Source organism: Paenibacillus sp. FSL R7-269 (assembly GCF_000517865.1).
Lineage (GTDB): Bacteria > Bacillota > Bacilli > Paenibacillales > Paenibacillaceae > Paenibacillus_AQ.
In genome coordinates this window covers 1-20,890 of sequence record NZ_ASPS01000018.1, presented here as the reverse complement: position 1 = coordinate 20,890, position 20,890 = coordinate 1, and the positions used below count along the sequence as shown (strand labels likewise).

Below are 20,890 nucleotides of genomic sequence, written 5' to 3'. Positions count from 1 at the left end.
AGCTGATGGTACAAATACACAATACCACTGAACCAGCCTTGCAAGGGCTGGCTGGCGGTCCGATCAAGGAATCCCGCCTGGCGCAATTATGGAAAGATATCAAGAAGAGCAAGCATTATTATTTCATGATGAGTCCTTATATGATCATCTTCTTCCTGTTCACGGTGATCCCGGTGGTCGTCTCCTTCGGGCTGAGCTTCTTCTACTTCAACATGCTGGAGACGCCGAGATTCATAGGCTGGGAGAACTATTCCAGGCTGCTGTTGGGCGATGATGTGTTCATGATTGCGCTGAAGAACACCTTTCTGTTCGCTGTCATCACAGGCCCGTTAAGCTATATTGCCTGCTTCCTGTTCGCCTGGCTGATCAATGAGCTGTCGCCCTTTATCCGGTCGCTGATGACGCTGGTCTTCTATGCGCCGTCGATCTCGGGCAATGTGTTCTTTATCTGGCTGATTGTCTTCTCAGGGGACAGCTATGGTTATCTCAACGGCTTCCTGATGAAGATCGGGGTGCTGCTGGAGCCGGTCATATGGCTGCAGAATGAGAAATACATTCTTCCCATCATCATTATTGTGCAGCTCTGGCTGAGTCTCGGCACAAGCTTCCTGGCGTTCATCGCCGGACTTCAGACCGTGGACCAGACGCTGTTCGAGGCGGGAGCGATGGACGGGATCAGGAACCGCTGGCAGGAGCTGTGGTTCATTACATTGCCGTCCATGCGTCCGCAGCTGATGTTCGGCGCGGTCATGCAGATTACCGCCTCCTTCGCGGTGGCCGAGGTCTCTATTGCGCTTGCGGGCTTCCCAAGTGTCAACTATGCGGGACATACGGTGGTAACGCATCTGATGGATTACGGGACACTGCGCTTTGAGATGGGCTATGCCTCGGCGATTGCCACTATTCTCTTCGCGATTATGCTCGGAACCAATATGATGACCCAGAAGCTGCTCAGAAAGGTGGGTGAATGACCCTGTATTCAAGAGTGATAGGGGCATTTCGCCCTCAAAAAAGACTGAACCGTTCGTTTGCTGTCAGCTTTATGCTCTTCGGCCTGCTGCTGGGCTTCGGCGCGTTCATGGTTCTTCCGCTGATCTACACGGTGAACAATGCCTTCAAGCCGCTGGATGAGCTGTTCATCTTCCCGCCGAGATTCCTGGTGCGGAACCCGACGCTGGAGAACTTCACCGATCTGATGGTGATCATGGGCAATTCCTGGGTGCCGTTCACCAGATACATTGCGAACACACTGCTGATCACACTGGTAGGAACCGCAGGTCATATCCTGCTGGCGTCGGCAGCGGCGTATCCGCTGGCCAAGTTCAAATTCCCGGGCTCAAGCATTCTGTTCAAAATTGTAGTGCTGTCCCTGATGTTCTCGCCGCATGTTACGGCAATACCGAACTATCTGGTCATGTCACAGCTGGGGTGGATCAACACCCAAGCGGCGATTATCGTGCCGTCACTGGCCTTTTCACTAGGTTTGTTCCTGATGAAGCAGTTCATGGAGCAGATCCCGGATGCGCTGATTGAGGCGGCCAAAATCGACGGTGCGAACGAGTACCGCGTGTTCTGGCAAATCGTAATGCCGAATGTAAAGCCGGCCTGGCTGACGCTGATGATTCTGCAATTTCCGGCGCTGTGGGGCACAGATGGAGGAAGCTTCATCTACAGTGAGAACCTGAAGACGCTTCACTACGCACTTAGCCAGGTCATCCAGGGCGGGATTGCGCGTGCCGGAGTCGGAGCGGCAGTTGCGCTGCTGCTGATGACCGTGCCGATTCTGTTGTTCATTATTTCACAGAGCAGTGTCATCCAGACGATGGCTACATCCGGTATGAAAGAGTAGATAGGAGGAACGGTGACAATGGTCGCAAGGATAAAGAAACTGAGAACCGGCCTGCTGGCCTTGTGCTGCCTGGTCAGTCTGGGGCTTGGCGGAGAGCTGGCCCTGGCAGAGAGCGCAGCCCCTTCCTACAATTATTCATACTGGGGGAATGCGGTGGCGGCTCCGTCCGCCTACGAGGCTACTACGCTCATCACGGGTGCCAGCTCCGGTGCGGGCCCATTCAATAATCCGCAGGATATTCAGGTTACGGCGGATCAGCAGATCTATGTTCTGGATAGCGGCAATAACCGGTTTGTCATACTGGATCAGGACTATAAATCCGTCAAGACGGTAGATGCGTTCCAGTTCAAGGGGAAGGCGGAGAAGTTTAACAATCCGCAGGGCATCTATGTGACGCAGCAGAAGGAAGTGTATGTCGCGGATACGGGCAATAAGCGTATCGTCCATCTCGACAGCAGCTTCAAGGCTGTGGGGATCATTGAAGCCCCGAAGTCCGAGCTATTGCAGGCGAACTTTGAATTTCAGCCAGTCCGTGTTGCTGTAGACAAGGCGGACCGTATCTATGTGATGTCGGCCGGCGTCTTCGACGGATTCATGGAATTCGGGGCGGATGGTGTGTTCAAATCGTTCATTGGCGCGAACCGGGTGCATGTCGATGCGGTGGAGTATTTCTGGAAATCAATCTCCACCAAGGCGCAGCGCGAGCAGATGGTCATGTATACACCAACCGAGTTCACGAATCTGGACATTAATGACGAAGGCTTTCTGTACGCTACCAACGGTGACGACTACGGGGACCCGATTAAGAAGCTGAACGCACAGGGTGCGGATATTCTGCGGAGAGAGGGTTATTACAAGCCCAGCGGCGATCTGCTCTACTCCACGCGCTCAGGCGGTGCCCCGCGGCTCGTGGATATTGATGTGAGCGACAGTGAAATATACGCGGTGCTGGATGCCAGCCGGGGCCGGGTGTTCACGTACAACGGGGACGGCTATCTGCTGTACATTTTTGGCGGAATCGGTAACCGTCTGGGCGAATTCAACACTCCGGTTGCCATTGAGCACAGCGGTGACGATATTCTGGTGCTGGACCAGGTGCTGGGTGAAATCACGGTATTCCAGACCACAGAGTATGGAAGAACGCTGAACAGTGCTGTGCGCAGCTACTATAACGGTGATGAGGCGATGGCCTCCCGGGAGTTCAGTAAGGTCGTCAACTTGAATGCGAATATGGAGTATGCCTATGCGGGTATAGGCAAGGCGTATCTGCGGCAAGGCGAGTATAAGGAGTCGGCGGAGTATTTCGAGCGCAGTATGGACCGGACCAACTATTCCAAAGCGTTCCTGCTCTACCGTAAAGAAGTGCTTCGCGGACATTTCTCCACCATTATGACGGCTCTGATCACACTTGTAGTCCTATGGCAGGGCCTGAAAATGTACCGGAAAATGAAGGCCAGAAAGAAGGTGGAGCTCCATTGAACAGAGAAGCGCTGCAACATCCGCTGTATGTGATGGTTCATCCGTTCAACGGATACTGGGACCTCAAATATGAACGCAGTCAAAAAACCAGTCTGATCATCTCCTTCGGCATTCTGTTTATGCTGATTCTGACGAATGTGCTGGGCAATCAATACAGCGGGTTCCTGGTAAACATGAATAATCCGCGGTATCTGAACAGCCTGCTGGAAGCGGTCTATGTGCTGGTTCCTGTTCTGTTCTGGTGTGTGGCGAACTGGTCGCTGACCACGCTGATGGACGGGGAGGGGAAGTTCGTGGAGATTTTTATTACCACCTGCTTTGCACTGCTTCCGATCGTGCTGATTAATTTCCCCTGGATCTGGATCAGCAATTTAATCTCAGCCCAGGAGAGCTCTTTTTATTACTTTTTCAAAAACTTTGCTTTTCTCTGGTCGGGACTGCTGATATATGTGGGCATTATGACCGTTCATCAGTTCTCCCCGTCCAAAACGATCGGGACGATTCTGCTGACGCTGCTCGCTATGGCCTTCATGGCTTTCCTGACCCTGCTGTTCTTCAGTCTGGTTCAGCAGATGATTGCATTCGTCTCGACCATATACCAAGAAATTGTCTTGAGGAGATAGGAGGAGGACCGGGAATGAGGAAGCCGTTAATCATGCTGCTCTCGATTCTCTTCAGTATGAGTGTGCTGGCCGGCTGTTCGGCGTCAAGTTCAGGCAGCCAGGCCAGCGGGCATGAACCGAATCTTGAAGTGTCCTTTACGGAAGGGAGCGCGCTGAAATCTGCCTTTACCGATACTGGGGTGAGCGGTATGACAGGTGTGCTCGAGAACGCGCAGCTCCGGCTGTTCATGGACGAAGCTACCGGAGGGATCGCCGTCAAGAATCTGTCGGACGGGACGGTCTGGTACAGCAACCCGCTGGACCGTGAGGCGGATGCCAAGGCCAGCGGGGATAATAAAGACCTGCTGTCCGCGCAGCTCAAGCTGGATTTCTATAACAACCTGGGTCAGGTAAGCTCTGTCAACTCATATACGGACAGCGTGGCCCATAAGCAAATGAAGATGGAACTGACGCCAGAGGGCGTCAAGGTCTTTTACCAGTTCGGAACGACCGCTGCAACAGCGGAGGACCTGCCGATGAAGATGGGCAAGGAGCGGTTCGAGGAGAAGATCATGAGCAAGATGGATAAGACCGGGCAGCGGACGATGAAAATTGCCTATACCTTCGATGAGGAGAACGGGGTATATACGCGAAACGATGAAGCGCTGAAGGGGCTTCAGCTGGAGCGGACGCTGAAGGGCTTCGAGAAGGCGGGATATACCGAGGAGGATCTGCAGCAGGATATCGCCGAGAACAACCTCAGCCAGTCTAAGCCAGAGCCGCGTATTTTCCAGCTCGCCATTGAATATGCCCTGGACGGGGACCAGCTGGTCGTCAAGGTTCCGGTAGCGGATATCCGTTATCCTGCGGATTATCCTGTGAATGACATCTCCCTGCTGAGCTTCCTGGGTGCCGGAGGGAGCAAGGATTCCGGGTCCATCCTGGTGCCGGACGGCTCAGGAGCGCTGATTCATTTCAATAACGGCAAGATCCGTTATCCCGCATACAAGCAGGCGGTGTATGGCGTGGACGGGACGATGGAGACCACGGATGCCTATGCGCAGCAGCAGGAGATCAAGCTGCCAGTGTTCGGCCTGATCCGGGAGGAAGGCGCCATGCTGGGCATTATTGAACAAGGCGCTTCTCTTGCCACCATCAACGCGGATACCAGCGGCAGATTGAACGGATACAACTATGTGTATCCGAGCTTCACCCTGCTTGCCAAGGGGGATCTTACCCTGACGTCAAGCGATCAGAACCGCACCCTGCCGAAATTCCAGCAGGAGCCGCCCAAGACAGATTACGTCGTCCGTTACGCGTTCCTGAGCGGAGCGGAGGCCTCTTATCCGGGCATGGCGCGTTATTACCAGAGCTATCTGGCTGAGCATGGTGGACTGCCTGAGGCGCAGCCGGCAGCTTCTGCAGAAGCTTCTGTGAATACGCCGTTCTATTTGGAATTGGTGGGCGGAATCACGAAGACCAAGCATGTCCTGGGCATTCCTTATCAATCGCTGGAGGCACTGACCACCTTCGAGCAAGCCGAGAGCATTCTGGAGCAGATGAAGCAGCGCGGCATTGATAATATCAAGCTGAAATATGCCGGCTGGTTCAACCGGGGCCTGGATCACAAGGTGCCGGACCGGCTGTCGGTGGATAAGGCTATCGGCGGCAGCAAGGGGCTGAACCGGCTGGCAGCATACGCCAAGGAGCAAGATATTGAGCTCTTCCCTGACGTGGCTCTGCTGCGGGCGAATCAGACCTCAGGCTTCCGGATTAACCAGAAGGCTTCACGGATGCTCAGTGAGATTCCGGCAGCCGTCTATCCGTACAATATGGCCTTGAACCGGCGGGACCGTTCCTTCACCCCTGCTTATATTATTTCCCCAAGCAGGGTCGGCGGATATGTTGATGCCACGCTGAAGGAGATTGCGCCGTTTCAGACCGGCGGCATCTCCCTGAGGGATATGGCCGATCAATTGAACAGCGATTTCCGTAAAAATCAAGAAATTGACCGGTCTGCGTCCGAGCAGATATCGGTCCAGTCGCTGGAGAAGATCACCGGAGCGTCCATGCGCATTCTCGCGGACGGCGGGAATGCCTACGCCCTTCCGTATCTCTCTGACATTACGGATGCTCCGGTGTCCAGCAGCCGGTTCAAGCTGGAGGATGAGGAGATTCCGTTCTATCCGATGGTGGTGCGGGGATATGTGAATTACACCGGCAAGCCTTTTAACCTGTCCACGTACACGAATCCAAGGCAATATATCCTGAAGAGCCTGGAGTATGGCTCCGGCCTCTATTATGAATGGATGCATGCGCCTAATTACAAGGTGAAGGATACCGACTTCGATAACCTGTATGCGGTCCATTATGAGCAGTGGATCGACCAGGCGGCTGAGATGTACACCGAAGTGAACGGAGTGATGAAGAACGTTCAGAATCAGCGGCTGACCGGTCATGAGAAGCTGGCAGACGGTGTCTATAAAAGCACTTACGGTAACGGGATGTCTGTCATCGTCAACTACAATAAGACCGCAGTCCTTGCAGAGGGCCGGACGGTTGAGGCCGAAAGCTATATTACGGGTGGTGAGCAATCTTGAAATCCATACTTAGACTGGACCGCAGATCCTACAATGAGCAAAAGGCATTAATGGGCTTCTTCTATGTGCTGCCCTGGCTGCTGGGGTTCATCTTCTTCTTCCTGATTCCGTTGTTGTCTTCGCTGCGCTACAGCTTAAGCTCGGTGCAGGCCAACTCCGACGGACTGATTGTTCATTTCAGCGGCTTCCAGAATTATGTTGAAGCGCTGACGGTGAATACCGAATTCAACCGCTCGCTGGCCGATGCCATTATGAATATGGTCATCAATGTGCCGCTGATCGTTATCTTCAGCTTGTTTCTGGCGGTGCTGCTGAATCAGAAATTCATCGGCCGATCGCTGGCCCGCTCGATCTTCTTCCTGCCTGTCATTCTGGCCTCCGGGGTCATTCTGAGCCTGGAGAGCACCAGCCTGATTCAAGCGGTCAACGATCAGAATGCCGGTGCGGGGGCGATTCAGGGACTGGGCACCTTCGAGCTGGAGGGGCTGATGCTGGACGCGGGCTTAAGCGAATGGGTAGTGAACTATCTGACCAGCGCTGTGGGCCGCATCTACAGTATTGTGAGCCAGTCCGGCGTACAGATTCTGATTTTCCTGGCCGGCATCCAGACCATCTCGCCGCAGCTGTATGAGGCGTCCAAGATGGAAGGGGCAACCGGCTATGAGGCCTTCTGGAAAATCACTTTTCCGATGGTCAGCCCGCTCATTCTGGTGAATTCCATCTATACAATTATCGATTCCTTCTCGAATAACGCCATGACGGACCTGATCCGGGAGACCGGCTTCACCCAGTTCAACTTCGGTCTAAGCTCTGCGATGGCCTGGCTGTACTTCGCCGCAGTGGCCTTAATTCTGGCCGTCAGCAGCTATCTGATCTCGAAGAAGGTCTTCTACTATGATTAAAGGGAGGATGGGACTAATGCATGCGACCCGCTTACTGTCGCTCGAACACTGGAAGAAATGGATATGGTCCTTCGTGCGGCTGACGCTCATTGCAGGCCTGTCGTTCGTAATCCTCTATCCGGTGCTCCAGAAGATATCCACGGCCTTCAAGGCCAAGAGCGATCTGTATTCGCCGATTGTCGTCTGGCTTCCTGAGAATTACACGCTTGACAATTTCGTCAAAGCGATTGGTATTATGGATTACTGGCAGGCCTTGCTGAATACCTTCAGCCTGTCAGCGCTGACTACGATCTTAACCGCCATCTCCTGCGCGCTTGCAGGGTATGGCTTCGCCCGGCTGAAGTTCAAGGGAAGCCAGCTATTGTTCGCCGGAGTCATATTGACCATTCTGGTCCCGCCGATCACGATTCTGATTCCGGTCTACCTGAATTTGAAGGATTTCAGCCTGATGGGGCTGATTCCGCTCTTAACCGGCGGCAAATCGGTGAATCTGCTCAACACCTACTGGCCGTTTATTCTAACCTCTGCTACGGCGAACTCGCTGAAGGCGGGGCTGTACATTTTCATCTTCCGGCAGTTCTTCCGGGGCATTCCCAAAGAGGTGGAGGAAGCGGCTTACATTGACGGGGCCGGAGTAGGCAAGACCTTCTACCGGATTATGCTGCCTAATGCGATACCGTCTATTGTTACGGTGCTGCTCTTCTCGTTTGTGTGGCAGTGGAACGACAGCTTCTTCACCACGACCTATCTGACATCCAGCAAGGTGATGGCGACACAGCTCGGCTCGCTGCCGTATAATCTGCAGATTCTGCTGGAGGACGGCGCCAATTCCAAGGCCGATCCGTTCTATCTCAGCATGGTTCAGGATACAGGGATTCTGCTGGCGATTCTGCCGCTGATCATTATCTACCTGTTCGTGCAGCGGTATTTCGTGGAGAGTATTGAACGTACCGGGATTGTGGGTTAACCGTAGGAGGAGGATGACAGTGCGCCAAAATAATAGAACAAGCACTCCGGCCAGACTGGCCCGGAGTATAGTCTTCGCAGCCGCGCTTCTAGGGTTATCCGGTTGCTCCGCTTCTGGCGGGGACGCGGCTCCGGCTGCCCCCTCGACAGGGCCGCAGGAGAGCGCAGCGTCATCCCCGGCCGCTTCACCCGCAGGGACTCCGGCAGCATCTGCTACAGCTTCGCCTGAAGCTGCGGCGGATGCTCCGGTGCAGCAGGAGGCCGCACCGCTGGCGGCAGCCTATGCGGATTACTTCCCCATAGGCGCTGCGGTGGAGCCGGACCAGACAGAAGGAGCGACGGCAGAGCTGCTGAAGCGCCATGTGAACTGGCTCGTGGCCGAGAATGCCATGAAGCCGGATGCGATTGCACCGGCTGAGGGCACCTTCACCTGGGAACGGGCGGACCGGATCGTCGCCTTCGCGAAGGCGAACGGCATGGGGCTGCGCTTCCACACCCTGGTGTGGCACAGCCAGACCCCGGAGTGGTTCTTCCGCGATGAAGCCGGTCAGGCGATGGCGGATGAGACCGATGCAGCAAGACGCGAAGCGAACAAGAAGCTGCTGCTGAAGCGACTCGATAGCTATATCACCGCTGTTGTCAGCCGTTACAAGGACGATATCTCCTCCTGGGATGTAGTGAATGAGGTGATTGAGCCTAACGACCCTGACGGTATGCGGGCCAGCGACTGGTACAAGATTACCGGCACCGGATTCATTGAGACAGCCTTCCGGGCGGCCCGCAAGGCTGGAGGACCGGAGCTTAAGCTGTACATTAATGATTACGGCACAGAGAGTCCGGAGAAGCGGGACCGGCTCTACGAGCTGGTGAAGGACATGCTGGCGAAGGGAGTACCGATTGACGGCGTTGGTCACCAGACCCATATTAATCTGGAGTATCCTTCGGTGGAGAGCATTATCGAGTCCATGGAGAAGTTCCATTCCCTGGGCCTGGATAATCAGATCACCGAGCTGGATATGAGCCTGTATGTCTATAATGATCTCAGCGATGTCGGCCCTGTAGTTCCCGAGGATATCCTGCAGCGGCAGGCCGCGCGGTACGGCGAGATATTCGCTGCTCTAAGAGACCGGAAGGAGCTGTTAAGCGGGGTCATGTTCTGGGGCATTGCGGATGATCATACCTGGCTAAGCACCTTTCCAACCGAGCGGACCGAGGCGCCGATGCTGTTCGACCGGCAGCATCAGCCCAAACCGGCCTTCCAGGCGGTCACCGATTTCTAAAAATATAAGAATTAATATGTTGTACAAGATAACTTATCCTTCTATTTCCCGCTGAAACGGTACCGTCCTTAAAAAGGACGGCAAAGCCGTTTTCACTTGATTGGTAAAGAACGGGTAAGCCAAACAAGAATTGCACCTTACAATTCCTTTATTTTTGCCGGGATAATATAATATTCTGGTAGTAATAATCTTGCAAAGTGAGGTTGCAACTGGTGCCCAAAACAATCAAGAACATGATGGCCTGGACTGTCGCTGCATGCATGGCCGTACAACTGTTGACCGCTTGTGAGAGGGGCGATAGCCTTGCGGAGCGTTCTCCGGTCCCTGAGGGACAGCCGGGGAGCGCTCCGCTCTATGAGGAGCCGGGTCTAAGCAAATATGATCCGCCGATTCAGCTGTCGTTCGTACGTGAGAACAACGATGCGCTGGAAGAAATATTGAAGGAATTGCCGGGGGAGACGCTGGAGCATAACCGCTGGACCGAGCTGTACGAAGAGGTGCTTGGTATTAAGGTTACCTATGACTGGACGGAGTGGAGCTCCATCTACTCCCGTAAGCTGGGGGTATCTCTGGCCTCCGGGGATATCCCTGATATTGTGCGGGTGAATGCTTCACAGCTCAGGGTGCTGAGCAATGCAGGGCTGATCCAGGACCTGAGCGGAGTCTATGCCGAGTATGCAACCCCGTTAACCCGCAAGGTGCTGAGCGAGGAAGGGACGGGTCCGTTCGAGACAGCTACCCTTGACGGCAAGCTTATGGCGATCCCGGAGACCAATTCTTCCATTGAGGGCGCAATGTTCCTGTGGATTCGGACGGATTGGCTGGAGCGGCTCAGCCTTAAGCCGCCGCAGACGATGGCAGAGGTGCTGGCTATTTCGAAAGCGTTTACGCAACAAGATCCTGATGGTAACGGCAAGCATGATACCTACGGTCTTGCGGCAACCAAATACCTGTGGGACCCGGTCATGGGACTTACCGGCTTCATGGCCGGTTATGGTGCGTATCCCGGAATCTGGCTTAAGGACAAGACCGGCAAACTGGTCTATGGAGGTATCCAGCCGGAGGTCAAGCATGCTCTGCAGGTGCTTCAGGACTTATATCGGACGGGGCAGATTGACAGGGAATTCGCGTTCAAAGACGGGGTCAAGGCCAGCGATTGGATTGAGCATGAGCAGGTCGGAATGATGTACGGGGAGCAGTGGGGCTCCTTTCTCGTGCAGCTCAGCCGTGAGCATAATCCGCAGGCCGAGTGGCAGGCCTTCCCGCTGGTCTCGGAGTCCGGGGCAGCGCCGAAGGTGCCGCTTCCGTTCAGCACCAACCAGTTCCTGGCGGTCAAGCAAGGCGTCCAGCATCCTGAGGCGCTGATCAAGCTGATTAACCTGCATCTGGAGAAGAACTGGGGGACTACGAGTGAGGTGGAGCGGTATTATAACGCTCCGCAGGCGGTGTGGAAGCTGTCGCCGGTGACGCCGTTTCCGGTGCAGAAGAACCTTGAGGCCTTCCGGGAGCTGGAGACCTTCCGGCGCACCGGCGATGCCTCCGTGCTTCAGGATGAAGCGAAGACGATCCAGAAGCGGATTGCCGCTTACGAGGCCGGAGGTGCGGACAGCGAGACAGGCTGGGGCTGGGAGCGGACGTATGGGCCTTCGGGCGCTTTTTCCATCCTGGACGGTTATGGACGTAATCATCAGCTGCTCTATGAGAGCTTCGTCGGTGCACCTACAGAGACGATGATCGAGAAGCAGAATATTCTAAATAATCTTCAGATTGATGCCTTTCTTGATATCATTCAGGGCAGACCGATCAGCGAGTTCGATAATTTCGTGGCACAGTGGAACAAGCTGGGCGGCGAGCAGATTACGGCTGAGGTCAACGACTGGTATGCAGAGAAGGGCGGGAGCGGCAAATGATCGGACCTGAGCAGAAGAGTGGAGGCGGTACACGTGCTTAAGTTTCCTGCGGTGTCGATGCGCCACACTATTTTTATCCGGATGGTTGTCACTTATCTCGCTATTATTCTGCCGATTCTGCTGCTTGGACTCTACCTCTACAACTGGAGCTACCGGAATGCAAGCCAGGACCTGTCCAGAGCGACTCTGTCGCAATTAACCTATTATCTGGAGGACCTGAACCGCGAGGTGGAGTGGATGGAGATCCAGCAGTATGATCTTGCCCAGGATACCGAGCTGAACAAGATTGCCGTTACCTGGAATTATATGGACGATGTCCAAAAGCGGGAGAGCCTGAACTACATCACGCAGCGGCTCACCTCCCTGAAGAACAGCAGCGCCTATATCGGCGATGTGTTCGTTCATATCCGTACCATTGACAAAACGCTGTCCGCGATGAACGGCATTGATCAGTTTGACAGCAGCAAGTTCAATTTCTTCCGGTCGGTCGATCTGAGAAAAGAAGGGCGGCTGATCAACTGGAACAACTTCCTGGAGCTCAGTGTTACCCAGTCGAGCGGGAGAATGGGTGAGCCGCCGCTGTTCATCGTGCAGATCGAGCTGGACAACGAGAAGCTGAGGGATTCGCTCCGGGCGATTAACGCGTACGAAGAGAGCGGCTCGCTGCTGGTCTCACGGCTGACGGATTACGCAATCGGTACAGAGAACAGCTCCCCGGAGCTAATTGAGAGCTATCACCAGGCGGTTGAGGAAGGGAACCTGTACAATTGGGAGCTGGACGGAATACGGTATCATATCGACAGCTTCACCTCTGACAGGCTGGGGATGGCTGTTGCCACCTATTTGCCGGAGGAGGCGGTCAAGCGCCCGCTGACCAAGTTCGTGGTCTGGGCGTGGCTGTTCGCGGCGGTGTCCTTCCTGGCGGTGCTGATCTATTCTTACGCGACCTATAAGTTCGTCCAGAAACCGCTGCTTGTGCTGATCCGCAGCTTCAAGCGGATGGAGAGCGGCTCGCTTGATATTCAGATTGACCATGGCCGCAAGGATGAATTCGGCTATCTGTATCTCCGGTTCAACCAGATGCTCAGCAGGCTGCGGATGCTGATTGACCAGGATTACACCCAGAAGCTGATGATGCAGCGGGCGGAGCTGAAGCAGCTCCAGTCGCAGATCAACCCGCATTTCCTCTATAACAGCTTCTTCATTCTCAGCGCCCTGGCGAAGCAGGGGGACAGCTCACGGATTGAGGAGTTCGCTGGCATGCTGGGCGAATATTTCCGGTTCATTACCCGTAACGGAGAGGATAATGTCCGGCTTGCGGAGGAGACGCGCCATTCCCGGATGTATACGGAGATCCAGAAGATGCGCTTCTCCAGGCGCATTCAGGTTCAGTTCGATGATCTGCCGGAAGCCATGGAGGAGCTGCGGGTTCCGCGCCTCATTCTCCAGCCGATTATCGAGAATGCCTATGAGCATTGTCTGGAGAAGCAGGCGGAGGATGGGGAGCTGCGGGTTTCCTTTGAACAGGAGGAACGGGAGATCCGCATTATTGTTGAAGATAACGGAAACGGGCTGACCGATGAACGGATCGAGACCCTGAGAAGGCGGCTGAATCAGAACGGCGGCACGCATGAAGTCACCGGCATGAGCAATATTCACCGGCGCATCCAGTTAATCTACGGGGAAGGCAGCGGCCTGTTCCTGGCCAGAAGCACATTGAACGGCCTCCGGGTTACAATCCGGATCAGGCTCACGGGAGGTGAAGGTCTTGTACAGACTATTGATCGTTGATGATGAAGAGATTATAACGGACGGCTTATACGAGGCGTTCAACCAGCTGCTTCCGGACAAGCTAGATGTCTACAAGGTCTATTCAGCAAAAGCAGCCTTGGAGTGGCTCTCGCGCACCCGGATCGATATTGTGCTGACGGATATCCGCATGCCCGGCATGAGCGGGCTGGAGATGTCTGAGCAGATCCGGGAGTTTTGGCCGCGGTCGCGGATTGTTTTTCTGACCGGCTACAGTGAATTCGATTATGCCTATAGCGCGCTGCAGCTTCCTGGGGCCCGATATCTGCTGAAGACGGAAGGCTTCGACAAGATTATTGAGACGGTGCAGGAGGTGCTGCAGGAGATTGAGCAGGGCAATATGCTGAGCGAGCTGCTGCAGCAGTCCAGGGAGCAGCGTGATTCCATGGAGACGGCAGCCCAGGGCGATTATCTCCGCCATCTGCTTCAGGACAGCCAGTCCTTGTGTGCGGATACGGATGCGTTACGTGCAGATTTCAGCAAGCTGGGCATCGGTCTGGAAGCCGAATCCCCGGTGATGCTCGTTCTTGGACGGCCTACATACGCGGAAGGCATCTCTTACATGGACCGGCGCGAGCTTCTGACCTCTTCCCGCCTGATCTGGAATTCCCATCTGGCGGAGATGACCCGGCATGCCTGGGTGCTTGACCGGCACGGGGATCTCTTGTGGCTGCTGCAGCCACTGGATAATGCCGGGGCTGCCTTCGGCGGGAATTTCGCGCGGTATCTGGAGGGAACGCTGGAGATGATTCAGGATTCCTGCCGGCAGACACTGGGCCTGCCGGTTGCTTTTACGGTCAGCGGCTCAGCCTGTGCCTGGACAGACACCGGCCGCCATTACGAGCGGCTTCACCGGCTGCAGCAGATGAAGATCGGGGACGGCATCTCCATGGTGCAGATTGACCGCGGCGGTCCGCCGGAGCCTGACATCGTCCGTGAGACGGGGGTGCGGCTCCACCAGCGGGTGGAGAATCTTGCGGCCCATCTGGATGCCGGACGGCGTGAGCGGTTCGCTGAGACGCTGGAGGAGATCCGGGGAGGCATTCATTCCCGCGTCTCCGTGGAAGAAGCAGCCGAGCTGTATTATACGGTTGCCCTTGTGCTGCTGTCCCATATGAACCGCTCGGAGCTCTACAGCCTTGTCAATGAATACGGCAAGCTGATGCGGTTGGATGAGCATTCATCTCTCGGGGAGGGCATCTATTATCTGGAGCGGCTGGCCTCAGATCTCTTCGAGCGGAGAAGCACAGCCGAGAAGGAACGCTCCTCGGAGGTCATTGAACGGATCTGCGATTATATCCACAGCCACTTGGGCGAGGATCTGTCTCTGGTGCGGCTGGCTGAGCTGCATTATTTCAATCCGTCATACCTGTCCCGCTTCTTCAAGCAGGAGCAAGGCATTAACCTGTCAGAGTACATCGATCAGTGCCGGGCGGTCAAGGCGAAGGAGCTGCTGGGAAATGAAGCGCTCAAAATCCGCGATGTAGCAATGTATGTCGGCTATGAAGCCCACCATTCCTTCACCCGGTTCTTCAAAAAAATGACGGGAATGACCCCCCAGGAATACAGGGAGTCTGTGCATGTAAATCTATAATTTGTAAGTATATCAACTATAATCTGTAAGTCTATCAACTATAATCACACAGGTTTCCGCCTGTCTCCCCGCAGAGTACAATTCAGATGTATTCGCTTTCATTAAGACGGCATCCGCCGATTCCACGAAATGAGAAGGAGATGGGTATCTGTGAGAAAAGGGAAGTTAAGCTGGTCCATGAAGCTGCTGGTTATGCTGGCTCTGCTGCTGACGCCGATGCAGTTCGGAGGCGGCACGGCAAGCGCTTGGGAGGGTTCGCCTGTTCCCAAGCTGCATGTAAGCGGAAACCAGCTGGTGAACGGCAGCGGACAGCCTGTACTGCTAAGCGGCTGGCATCAGCCTACCGGGGCCTACTGGACGTATCAGAACAGCAATTATTATCTGAACCGTAACGGCGGAAACCGGCATAAGGCCACTCTGGAGTACCTGAAGGAGATCACGGATACCTTCACCAGCACCTCCGGCAAATACGGCAACAGCCACGGCTGGTACTCGAATCAGGTTCGCCTGTTCATCGACCGGGAGGATATGGGCGATGTCGCAGCAGGAACGTATAACTTCGCGGGCCTTCAGGCAGCTACCCAGAATCTGATCATTCCTTATGTAGAATATGCGAAGACGAAGGGGCTGTATGTCACGCTGGGGCTGGACTTCACCCTGCTTGACAACAAGGCGACCACCCAGGCCAATCTGGACAAGTTCAATCAGATCTGGGGTTACCTGGCCTCCCAGCCGGGACTCAAGAGTGCGGATAATGTGATGTTCGAGCTGGTGAACGAGCCGGTGCTGAGCGATGTGAACGGACAATGGGGCGGCAATCCCTCCCAGCCGAACTTCGCGGCGTTCTGGAATTCGCTGAAGAACTTCCAGAATTCGATGATCTCGACCATCCGCAGCAAAGGCGCGGACAATGTGATCTGGGCTTCAGGACTAGGCTGGGATCAGCATTATCAGCTGACGGCATCCAGTCCGCTGACCGACCCGCTTAACAATTACGGCTATGCCGTGCACTGGTATCCTGGCTACGGCGCTTATGACAACTACAACTCACTTCAGCAGATCTGGGATAGCAGCATTAAGCCTGCGGCAGATGTTTACCCGATCAATATTACTGAAACCACCTGGTTCAAGAACCAGCCGGGAGACTCCTCGTACTGGGATCTGTTCAACGGTACGAACGCAGGCTTCGGCAAGAATACCAAAGCGATTTTCACTGCCGCCGGCAATGTCAGCATTGCCGTCCATATGAACGGCTTCCTGCTTGATCCTGGTCCCAAAAGCTCCTTCGCCGATCCGGACGGCGGATTGCTCTATGACGGCAATACGGTCCGCGACGGCATGGCTCGCTTTATCTTCGAATGGTACTACGAGCGGGCACAGTTCAACCCCTGGAACGGGGTGTGGAACGGAGTCACCAACAATGCGAAGTATAAGCTGATCAACCGGGCGTCAGGCAAAGCGATTGACGTTCCGAACGGGCAGAATACGAACTCCCTTCAGCTCCAGCAGTGGCCGGAGAACACCGCGCTGGCTCAGCAATGGACGGTTACGGATATGGGCACGTTCAATAATATTTACCGGCTGCGCAGCGTGAACTCCTCTGACAACAAGGTGATGGATGTGCGTAACGGTACGAAGAATAACGGCGAAGCCATCCAGCTGATGCAGGATTCGAACAACACCGCCCAGCAGTTCCGGCTCATCAAGCTGAGCAATGGCTACTGGAGCCTTCTTAATGTAAACAGTAACAAGGCAGTCGAAGTCACAGGAGCCTCCACCGCAGACGGCGCGAAGCTCCAGCAGAACCTCTACCGCGGCGATCTCCATCAGCAATGGAAGCTGGTTCAGGTGAACTAGAGCTTTATGGTAAGAGCCCCTTCTCCATCTGCGGGCGGTCCGGACAGTACCGGATTGCCGTGCGAGGGGGAGGGGGCTTTTTTGCGCGGCGGGAGGTGCGAGTGCCGAATGTAATCGAAAAACCGATTACATTCGACGCTGCGGAGGCGTGCGGGCTCAATGTAATCGAAAAACCGATTACATTCGGCGCTGCGGAGGCGCGTGGGCTCAATGTAATCGAAAAACCGATTACATTCGGCGCTGCGGAGGGCAGGGCTCAAATGTGCGGAGGGAAACAGTTGCCTTTTATACACTTGCTGATGAACGAAAGCCTCCTCCTGCGCCAACGGTTGGGAAAACAACACTTAATTTTGCGCATATCCACCAAAGTGACGAGATCAAACTAATTAGATGTTCCTTTTCCACTTACTCCCGCCCAATCCTGAGAATCCAGCAAATTATGATACCTTTGTCCACCTATTTCCGAGAGAGAAGATGACACAAGTAGTTTTGCTTGCGGCAGGGCCAGGTAAGGTGTGATTTTTCAATCAGCCTACCCGCCCACTCCCGTCGAAGTTGCTGCATATGCGCCTACAAGCATCATAATCCGCATAAAACATACCAAGGTTCTTTACACCTTCGACTCTCTCATTCCTTATATAAGGAAAGCAACATACATCCATATGAAAGCAACGTTAATCTATGTATTATAAAGGGTTTGTGTGATTAAATACATAAATAATACAGCATTTTCACAGGAATCAGTTCCTGTCATAATGCGAAAGGATGAATACGAATCATGGACAAACAGCAACAGCTCGGCTTAACGCCGCCGATGGGATGGAATTCGTGGAACACTTTTACTTGGGATATTAATGAGCAATTGATCCGGGAAGCGGCCGATACGCTGGTGGCGGACGGTTATAAGGATGCGGGCTATGATTACATTGTGATTGACGATTGCTGGAGCTTGAAAGAGCGGGATGAGCAGGGCAGACTGGTCGCTGACCCAGTCAAATTCCCGAACGGTATGAAGGCGGTTGCAGATTATGTTCACTCCAAGGGACTGAAGTTCGGCATGTACTCTTGTGTGGGAACGCATACCTGCGCCGGGTATCCGGGCAGCTTCGAGCATGAATTCCAGGATGCCGCGTCGCTGGCGGAGTGGGGTGTAGATTTTCTAAAATATGATTACTGTTTCAAGCCCAGACATATGTCGGGAGAGCTGCTGTACAAACGGATGAGTCTTGCCCTCAAAAACTGCGGAAGAGATATTCTTTTCTCCGCTTGTAACTGGGGGGAGGATAACGTCTACCAGTGGATTCGTGAATCCGGCGCGCATATGTACCGTTCCACCGGCGATATTCAGGATAGCTGGGAATCGATCAAGACCCTCGCGCTGTCGCAGCTCGACAAAGCCGCCTATACCGGGGCCTACTGCCACAATGACCTGGATATGCTCGTCGTGGGCATGTACGGGGGCAGCAACAGCGACTTCATCGGAAGTCAGATTGGCGGCTGCACGGATGTGGAGTACAAGACGCACTTCTCGCTGTGGAGCCTGCTGGGCTCTCCGCTGATGATCGGCAGTGATATCCGCAAAGCGAATGAAGCTACCAAGAAGATTCTGCTGAACCCGGATCTGATTGCTATCAACCAGGATATCGAGGGCCGCGGAGCTTACCGCATTAAGCCTGAGCCGCAGTGGTTCCATACCAATGAAGTATTCATGCTGGTAAAAGTATTAGCAGACGGTGACCTGGCGATCGGCTTCTTCAACTTGAGCGATGGTCAGCGAGAGATGTCGCTGCAATTCTGGGATTTCGGACTTCCGTATGCCTCCGGCAAATCGCTGTCCCTGTATGACTGCTGGGAGCATAAGGAGCTTGGGGTGTTCAGAGAACGCTTCGCTCCGGTCGTGCCAGCCCATGACTGTCTGATCGTACGGGCGAAATTGGTATAGACACAAGAAAGAAGAGAAGCATATGAGCATGAACAGAACCTGCAGACAATGCGGTGTTCCGCTGATGACGGATGATGTGGCGATTTACCTGAAGCTGGTCACGCGCAATGCCCAGGATTTCCTATGCATCGACTGCCTCGGCGTCCAGTTGAAATGCGGACGAGAGCCGATCGAGCGGCTGATCAAGTATTTCCGGGAATCGGGCAAATGCGTGTTGTTCCGTTAACAACTGCCAAAATGTAAGAAGAGGTCTGTCCCGCAAGGCGTTAGCGCTTGTGTGGGACAGGCCTGTTTCGGTTGAGCGTAGCTCCGTAATCCCGACGAACTGTAACACTGTCAACAGTAGGCTAGGTGGTGAAAGTAAGATGTATAAATCCCTCTGAAGCAGCCAAAAGTAGGCAGAATGAGCAAATGAGAGGGATAAATCCCTCTGATTGGACTGAGAGTAGGTGGAATGAGTAAATGAGATGTATAAATCCCTCTGATTGGACTGAGAGTAGGTGGAATGAGCAAATGAGATTTATAGATCCCTTTGATTGGACTGAGAGTAGGCAGAGTGAGCAAATGAGATGTATAAATCCCTCTGAATGGGCTGGAAGTAGGCGGAATGTGGAAGTGAGAGGGATATATCCCTCTGGGTGCGCCGGAGTGAAGGGACAGGGGGGATTGGAGGAACTTATGGTAGATTGAGCTAATTGCGAGGGAGGCGTAATTGACTAAACAGAGCAGCCTAACAGACAGAGTAACCAAACAAATATCAGGCAAACAGAGCAGCATATCTCCGGTATTATTCACTACCCCGAGACTGCTGCTCTGTTTGTTATTGACTATAAGTGTGTCCTGTAAGTAACCAGTATCTAGTGGGTTAGTTCACGAAGCCCGCCTGCTCCAGCAATCTCAGAATCACTGTCGCCGCCTCTGCACGGGTGGCGGATTGGCCCGGGTGGAATTGCCCGTCAGGTGTTCCGGTGATCAGACCTGCCTGAACTGCCTTGGCGACATCCTGCTGTGCCCAGCCGGCAATCTGGCCTGCGTCCTTGAACGCTGCTGGCTGTGCTGCTGAGTCTGGGAGCGGCGCACCTGCAAGGACCATAGCCTTCACCAGGATGGCTGTCATCTCCTGGCGTGTAACCTTGTCGCTCGGCCGGAAGGTGTTGTCCGTTCCGCCCAGCACCAGACCCAGCTCAGCGGCTGTCCCGACGCTTCCGGTGTACCATGCACCAGTGGGGATATCCTTGAACGAACTTGCAGCCGGACCGGAAGAGGAGAAGCCGAGCGCACGGACGATCATCGCTGCGAATTCAGCACGCGTAGTGGTAGCGTTCGGTGCGAATTGGCTGTCCGTAAGCCCTGTCAAGATATATTTGGAGGCCAGCTTGTGGATGGCTTCCTGTGCCCAGTGGCTGTTCATATCTGCAAAGGTCTTGTTGCTTGAGATTACAACAAACGTACCGTTGCTTGGACTATGGAAGGACACTTCGCTTCCATTAAAGGTTGCCGGGACGAAGGTGAGGCTGCCGTTACTCTCCACCCGCACGACTGTCGAATTCCGGCTGTTCACCGGAGTGCTGAGCGGCAGGGTATGCCGGGCATAGCTGCTGCCGAAGCCCGGGATCTCCACCGACCGGCCGCCAGCCTCCGCCTTCACCGTATATTCCACCGCCTGGCCGATGATCTGGCCTTGGGCCGTGAGAGCGGCTTGGCGAATCGTTTGCTGCCGCTCTTCCGGGAGTACCGTCATGCTGACGGTAAGCTTCCAATTCTCACTGCCCAGTTGCTGCCCCAGCGCTGCCGGATTAAGAGCGCTCACAGGGAAGTGGATGGTGCCTAGTGTAGAGGTAATCGTGATCTGCTCTGCCGCCTGAACCTGCTTGGCGTCCAGAGTGGCTGTTGTAGAGGTGCCGGTAACCGTAGCTTCTACGGTAAGCTGCTTGCTGCCTGGAGCTACAGGCTGCACCGAACCGACGGTAGTGTTGCCACCAGTACCACCGGAAATCCCGCCGTTATTGCCGCCGCCGTTATCGCCGCCGCCATTATCGCCGCCGCCGTTATCGCCGCCGCCGTTATTGCCGCCGCCGTTATTGCCGCCGCCGTTATTGC

16 protein-coding genes are annotated in these 20,890 nt (G+C 54.5%); 15 read left to right on the top strand and 1 reads right to left on the bottom strand.

Translation table 11 applies throughout. The annotated features are described in order from the left end of the window. Positions 1 to 5 precede the first annotated feature (5 nt). The 15 genes from C162_RS08195 to C162_RS08125 all read left to right on the top strand — a co-directional run bounded on the left by C162_RS08195 (position 6) and on the right by C162_RS08125 (position 19,016). Positions 6 to 971, top strand: a complete 966-nt coding sequence (locus tag C162_RS08195) for a carbohydrate ABC transporter permease (RefSeq protein WP_051493314.1) — start codon at positions 6 to 8, stop codon at positions 969 to 971. Continuing rightward, positions 968 to 1,849: a carbohydrate ABC transporter permease gene (locus C162_RS08190; protein WP_036693406.1), complete on the top strand. Its 882-nt coding sequence runs from the start codon at positions 968 to 970 to the stop codon at positions 1,847 to 1,849. The genes C162_RS08195 and C162_RS08190 overlap by 4 nt, the downstream gene beginning before the upstream one ends. Positions 1,850 to 1,867: 18 nt before the next feature. Then, positions 1,868 to 3,328 carry a hypothetical protein gene (locus C162_RS08185; protein ID WP_036693403.1) on the top strand — a complete coding sequence of 487 codons (1,461 nt, stop codon included), beginning with the start codon at positions 1,868 to 1,870 and terminating at the stop codon, positions 3,326 to 3,328. Next, positions 3,325 to 3,951, top strand: coding sequence for a YIP1 family protein (locus tag C162_RS08180; protein WP_036693400.1), 627 nt, complete (start codon positions 3,325 to 3,327; stop codon positions 3,949 to 3,951). Before C162_RS08185 ends, C162_RS08180 begins: the two co-directional genes overlap by 4 nt. Before the next feature lie 14 nt (positions 3,952 to 3,965). Then, a complete protein-coding gene (locus tag C162_RS08175) occupies positions 3,966 to 6,530 on the top strand; it encodes a DUF5696 domain-containing protein (protein ID WP_036693397.1) in 2,565 nt (854 codons plus the stop codon). Continuing rightward, on the top strand, positions 6,527 to 7,432 hold the full coding sequence (locus C162_RS08170) for a carbohydrate ABC transporter permease (protein WP_036693394.1): 906 nt from the start codon (positions 6,527 to 6,529) through the stop codon (positions 7,430 to 7,432). Before C162_RS08175 ends, C162_RS08170 begins: the two co-directional genes overlap by 4 nt. Before the next feature lie 16 nt (positions 7,433 to 7,448). Beyond that, positions 7,449 to 8,399 carry a carbohydrate ABC transporter permease gene (locus C162_RS08165; RefSeq protein WP_036693392.1) on the top strand — a complete coding sequence of 317 codons (951 nt, stop codon included), beginning with the start codon at positions 7,449 to 7,451 and terminating at the stop codon, positions 8,397 to 8,399. 19 nt (positions 8,400 to 8,418) lie between these two features. Next, a complete protein-coding gene (locus tag C162_RS08160; RefSeq protein ID WP_036693389.1) occupies positions 8,419 to 9,678 on the top strand; it encodes an endo-1,4-beta-xylanase in 1,260 nt (419 codons plus the stop codon). A gap of 233 nt (positions 9,679 to 9,911) precedes the next feature. Further along, on the top strand, positions 9,912 to 11,588 hold the full coding sequence (locus C162_RS08155) for an extracellular solute-binding protein (protein ID WP_036693525.1): 1,677 nt from the start codon (positions 9,912 to 9,914) through the stop codon (positions 11,586 to 11,588). Between the two features lie 33 nt (positions 11,589 to 11,621). Beyond that, the gene (locus C162_RS08150; protein WP_036693387.1) at positions 11,622 to 13,379 is read left to right on the top strand and encodes a sensor histidine kinase; all 1,758 of its coding nucleotides are present in this window, start codon (positions 11,622 to 11,624) and stop codon (positions 13,377 to 13,379) included. Then, positions 13,357 to 14,991, top strand: a complete 1,635-nt coding sequence (locus C162_RS08145) for a response regulator (RefSeq protein ID WP_036693385.1) — start codon at positions 13,357 to 13,359, stop codon at positions 14,989 to 14,991. The genes C162_RS08150 and C162_RS08145 overlap by 23 nt, the downstream gene beginning before the upstream one ends. Before the next feature lie 150 nt (positions 14,992 to 15,141). Beyond that, positions 15,142 to 16,848 (top strand): RICIN domain-containing protein, encoded by a 1,707-nt coding sequence (locus C162_RS08140; RefSeq protein WP_235218374.1) that lies wholly within the window; start codon positions 15,142 to 15,144, stop codon positions 16,846 to 16,848. 101 nt (positions 16,849 to 16,949) lie between these two features. Beyond that, positions 16,950 to 17,234: a hypothetical protein gene (locus tag C162_RS08135; RefSeq protein WP_036693383.1), complete on the top strand. Its 285-nt coding sequence runs from the start codon at positions 16,950 to 16,952 to the stop codon at positions 17,232 to 17,234. A gap of 392 nt (positions 17,235 to 17,626) precedes the next feature. After that, complete coding sequence (locus C162_RS08130; protein WP_036693382.1) at positions 17,627 to 18,790, top strand: glycoside hydrolase family 27 protein; 1,164 nt, start codon at positions 17,627 to 17,629, stop codon at positions 18,788 to 18,790. A gap of 22 nt (positions 18,791 to 18,812) precedes the next feature. Continuing rightward, entirely contained in the window at positions 18,813 to 19,016 is a 204-nt protein-coding gene (locus C162_RS08125) for a hypothetical protein (RefSeq protein WP_036693380.1), read from the top strand. Positions 19,017 to 19,655: 639 nt separating this feature from the next. On the opposite strand, the gene C162_RS08120 is transcribed toward C162_RS08125, so the two are convergent. Beyond that, positions 19,656 to 20,890 (bottom strand): S-layer homology domain-containing protein (locus C162_RS08120; RefSeq protein WP_036693378.1); only part of this gene is annotated, 1,235 nt, incomplete at its 5' end.

Bases quoted from the DNA above. Each gene is read 5' to 3' on its own strand.
- C162_RS08155 (WP_036693525.1), top strand. From the start codon at position 9,912: ATGATGGCCTGGACTGTCGCTGCATGCATGGCCGTACAACTGTTGACC.
- C162_RS08125 (WP_036693380.1), top strand. From the start codon at position 18,813: ATGAGCATGAACAGAACCTGCAGACAATGCGGTGTTCCGCTGATGACG.
- C162_RS08175 (WP_036693397.1), top strand. From the start codon at position 3,966: ATGAGGAAGCCGTTAATCATGCTGCTCTCGATTCTCTTCAGTATGAGT.
- C162_RS08130 (WP_036693382.1), top strand. From the start codon at position 17,627: ATGGACAAACAGCAACAGCTCGGCTTAACGCCGCCGATGGGATGGAAT.
- C162_RS08195 (WP_051493314.1), top strand. From the start codon at position 6: ATGGTACAAATACACAATACCACTGAACCAGCCTTGCAAGGGCTGGCT.
- C162_RS08190 (WP_036693406.1), top strand. From the start codon at position 968: ATGACCCTGTATTCAAGAGTGATAGGGGCATTTCGCCCTCAAAAAAGA.
- C162_RS08185 (WP_036693403.1), top strand. From the start codon at position 1,868: ATGGTCGCAAGGATAAAGAAACTGAGAACCGGCCTGCTGGCCTTGTGC.
- C162_RS08165 (WP_036693392.1), top strand. From the start codon at position 7,449: ATGCATGCGACCCGCTTACTGTCGCTCGAACACTGGAAGAAATGGATA.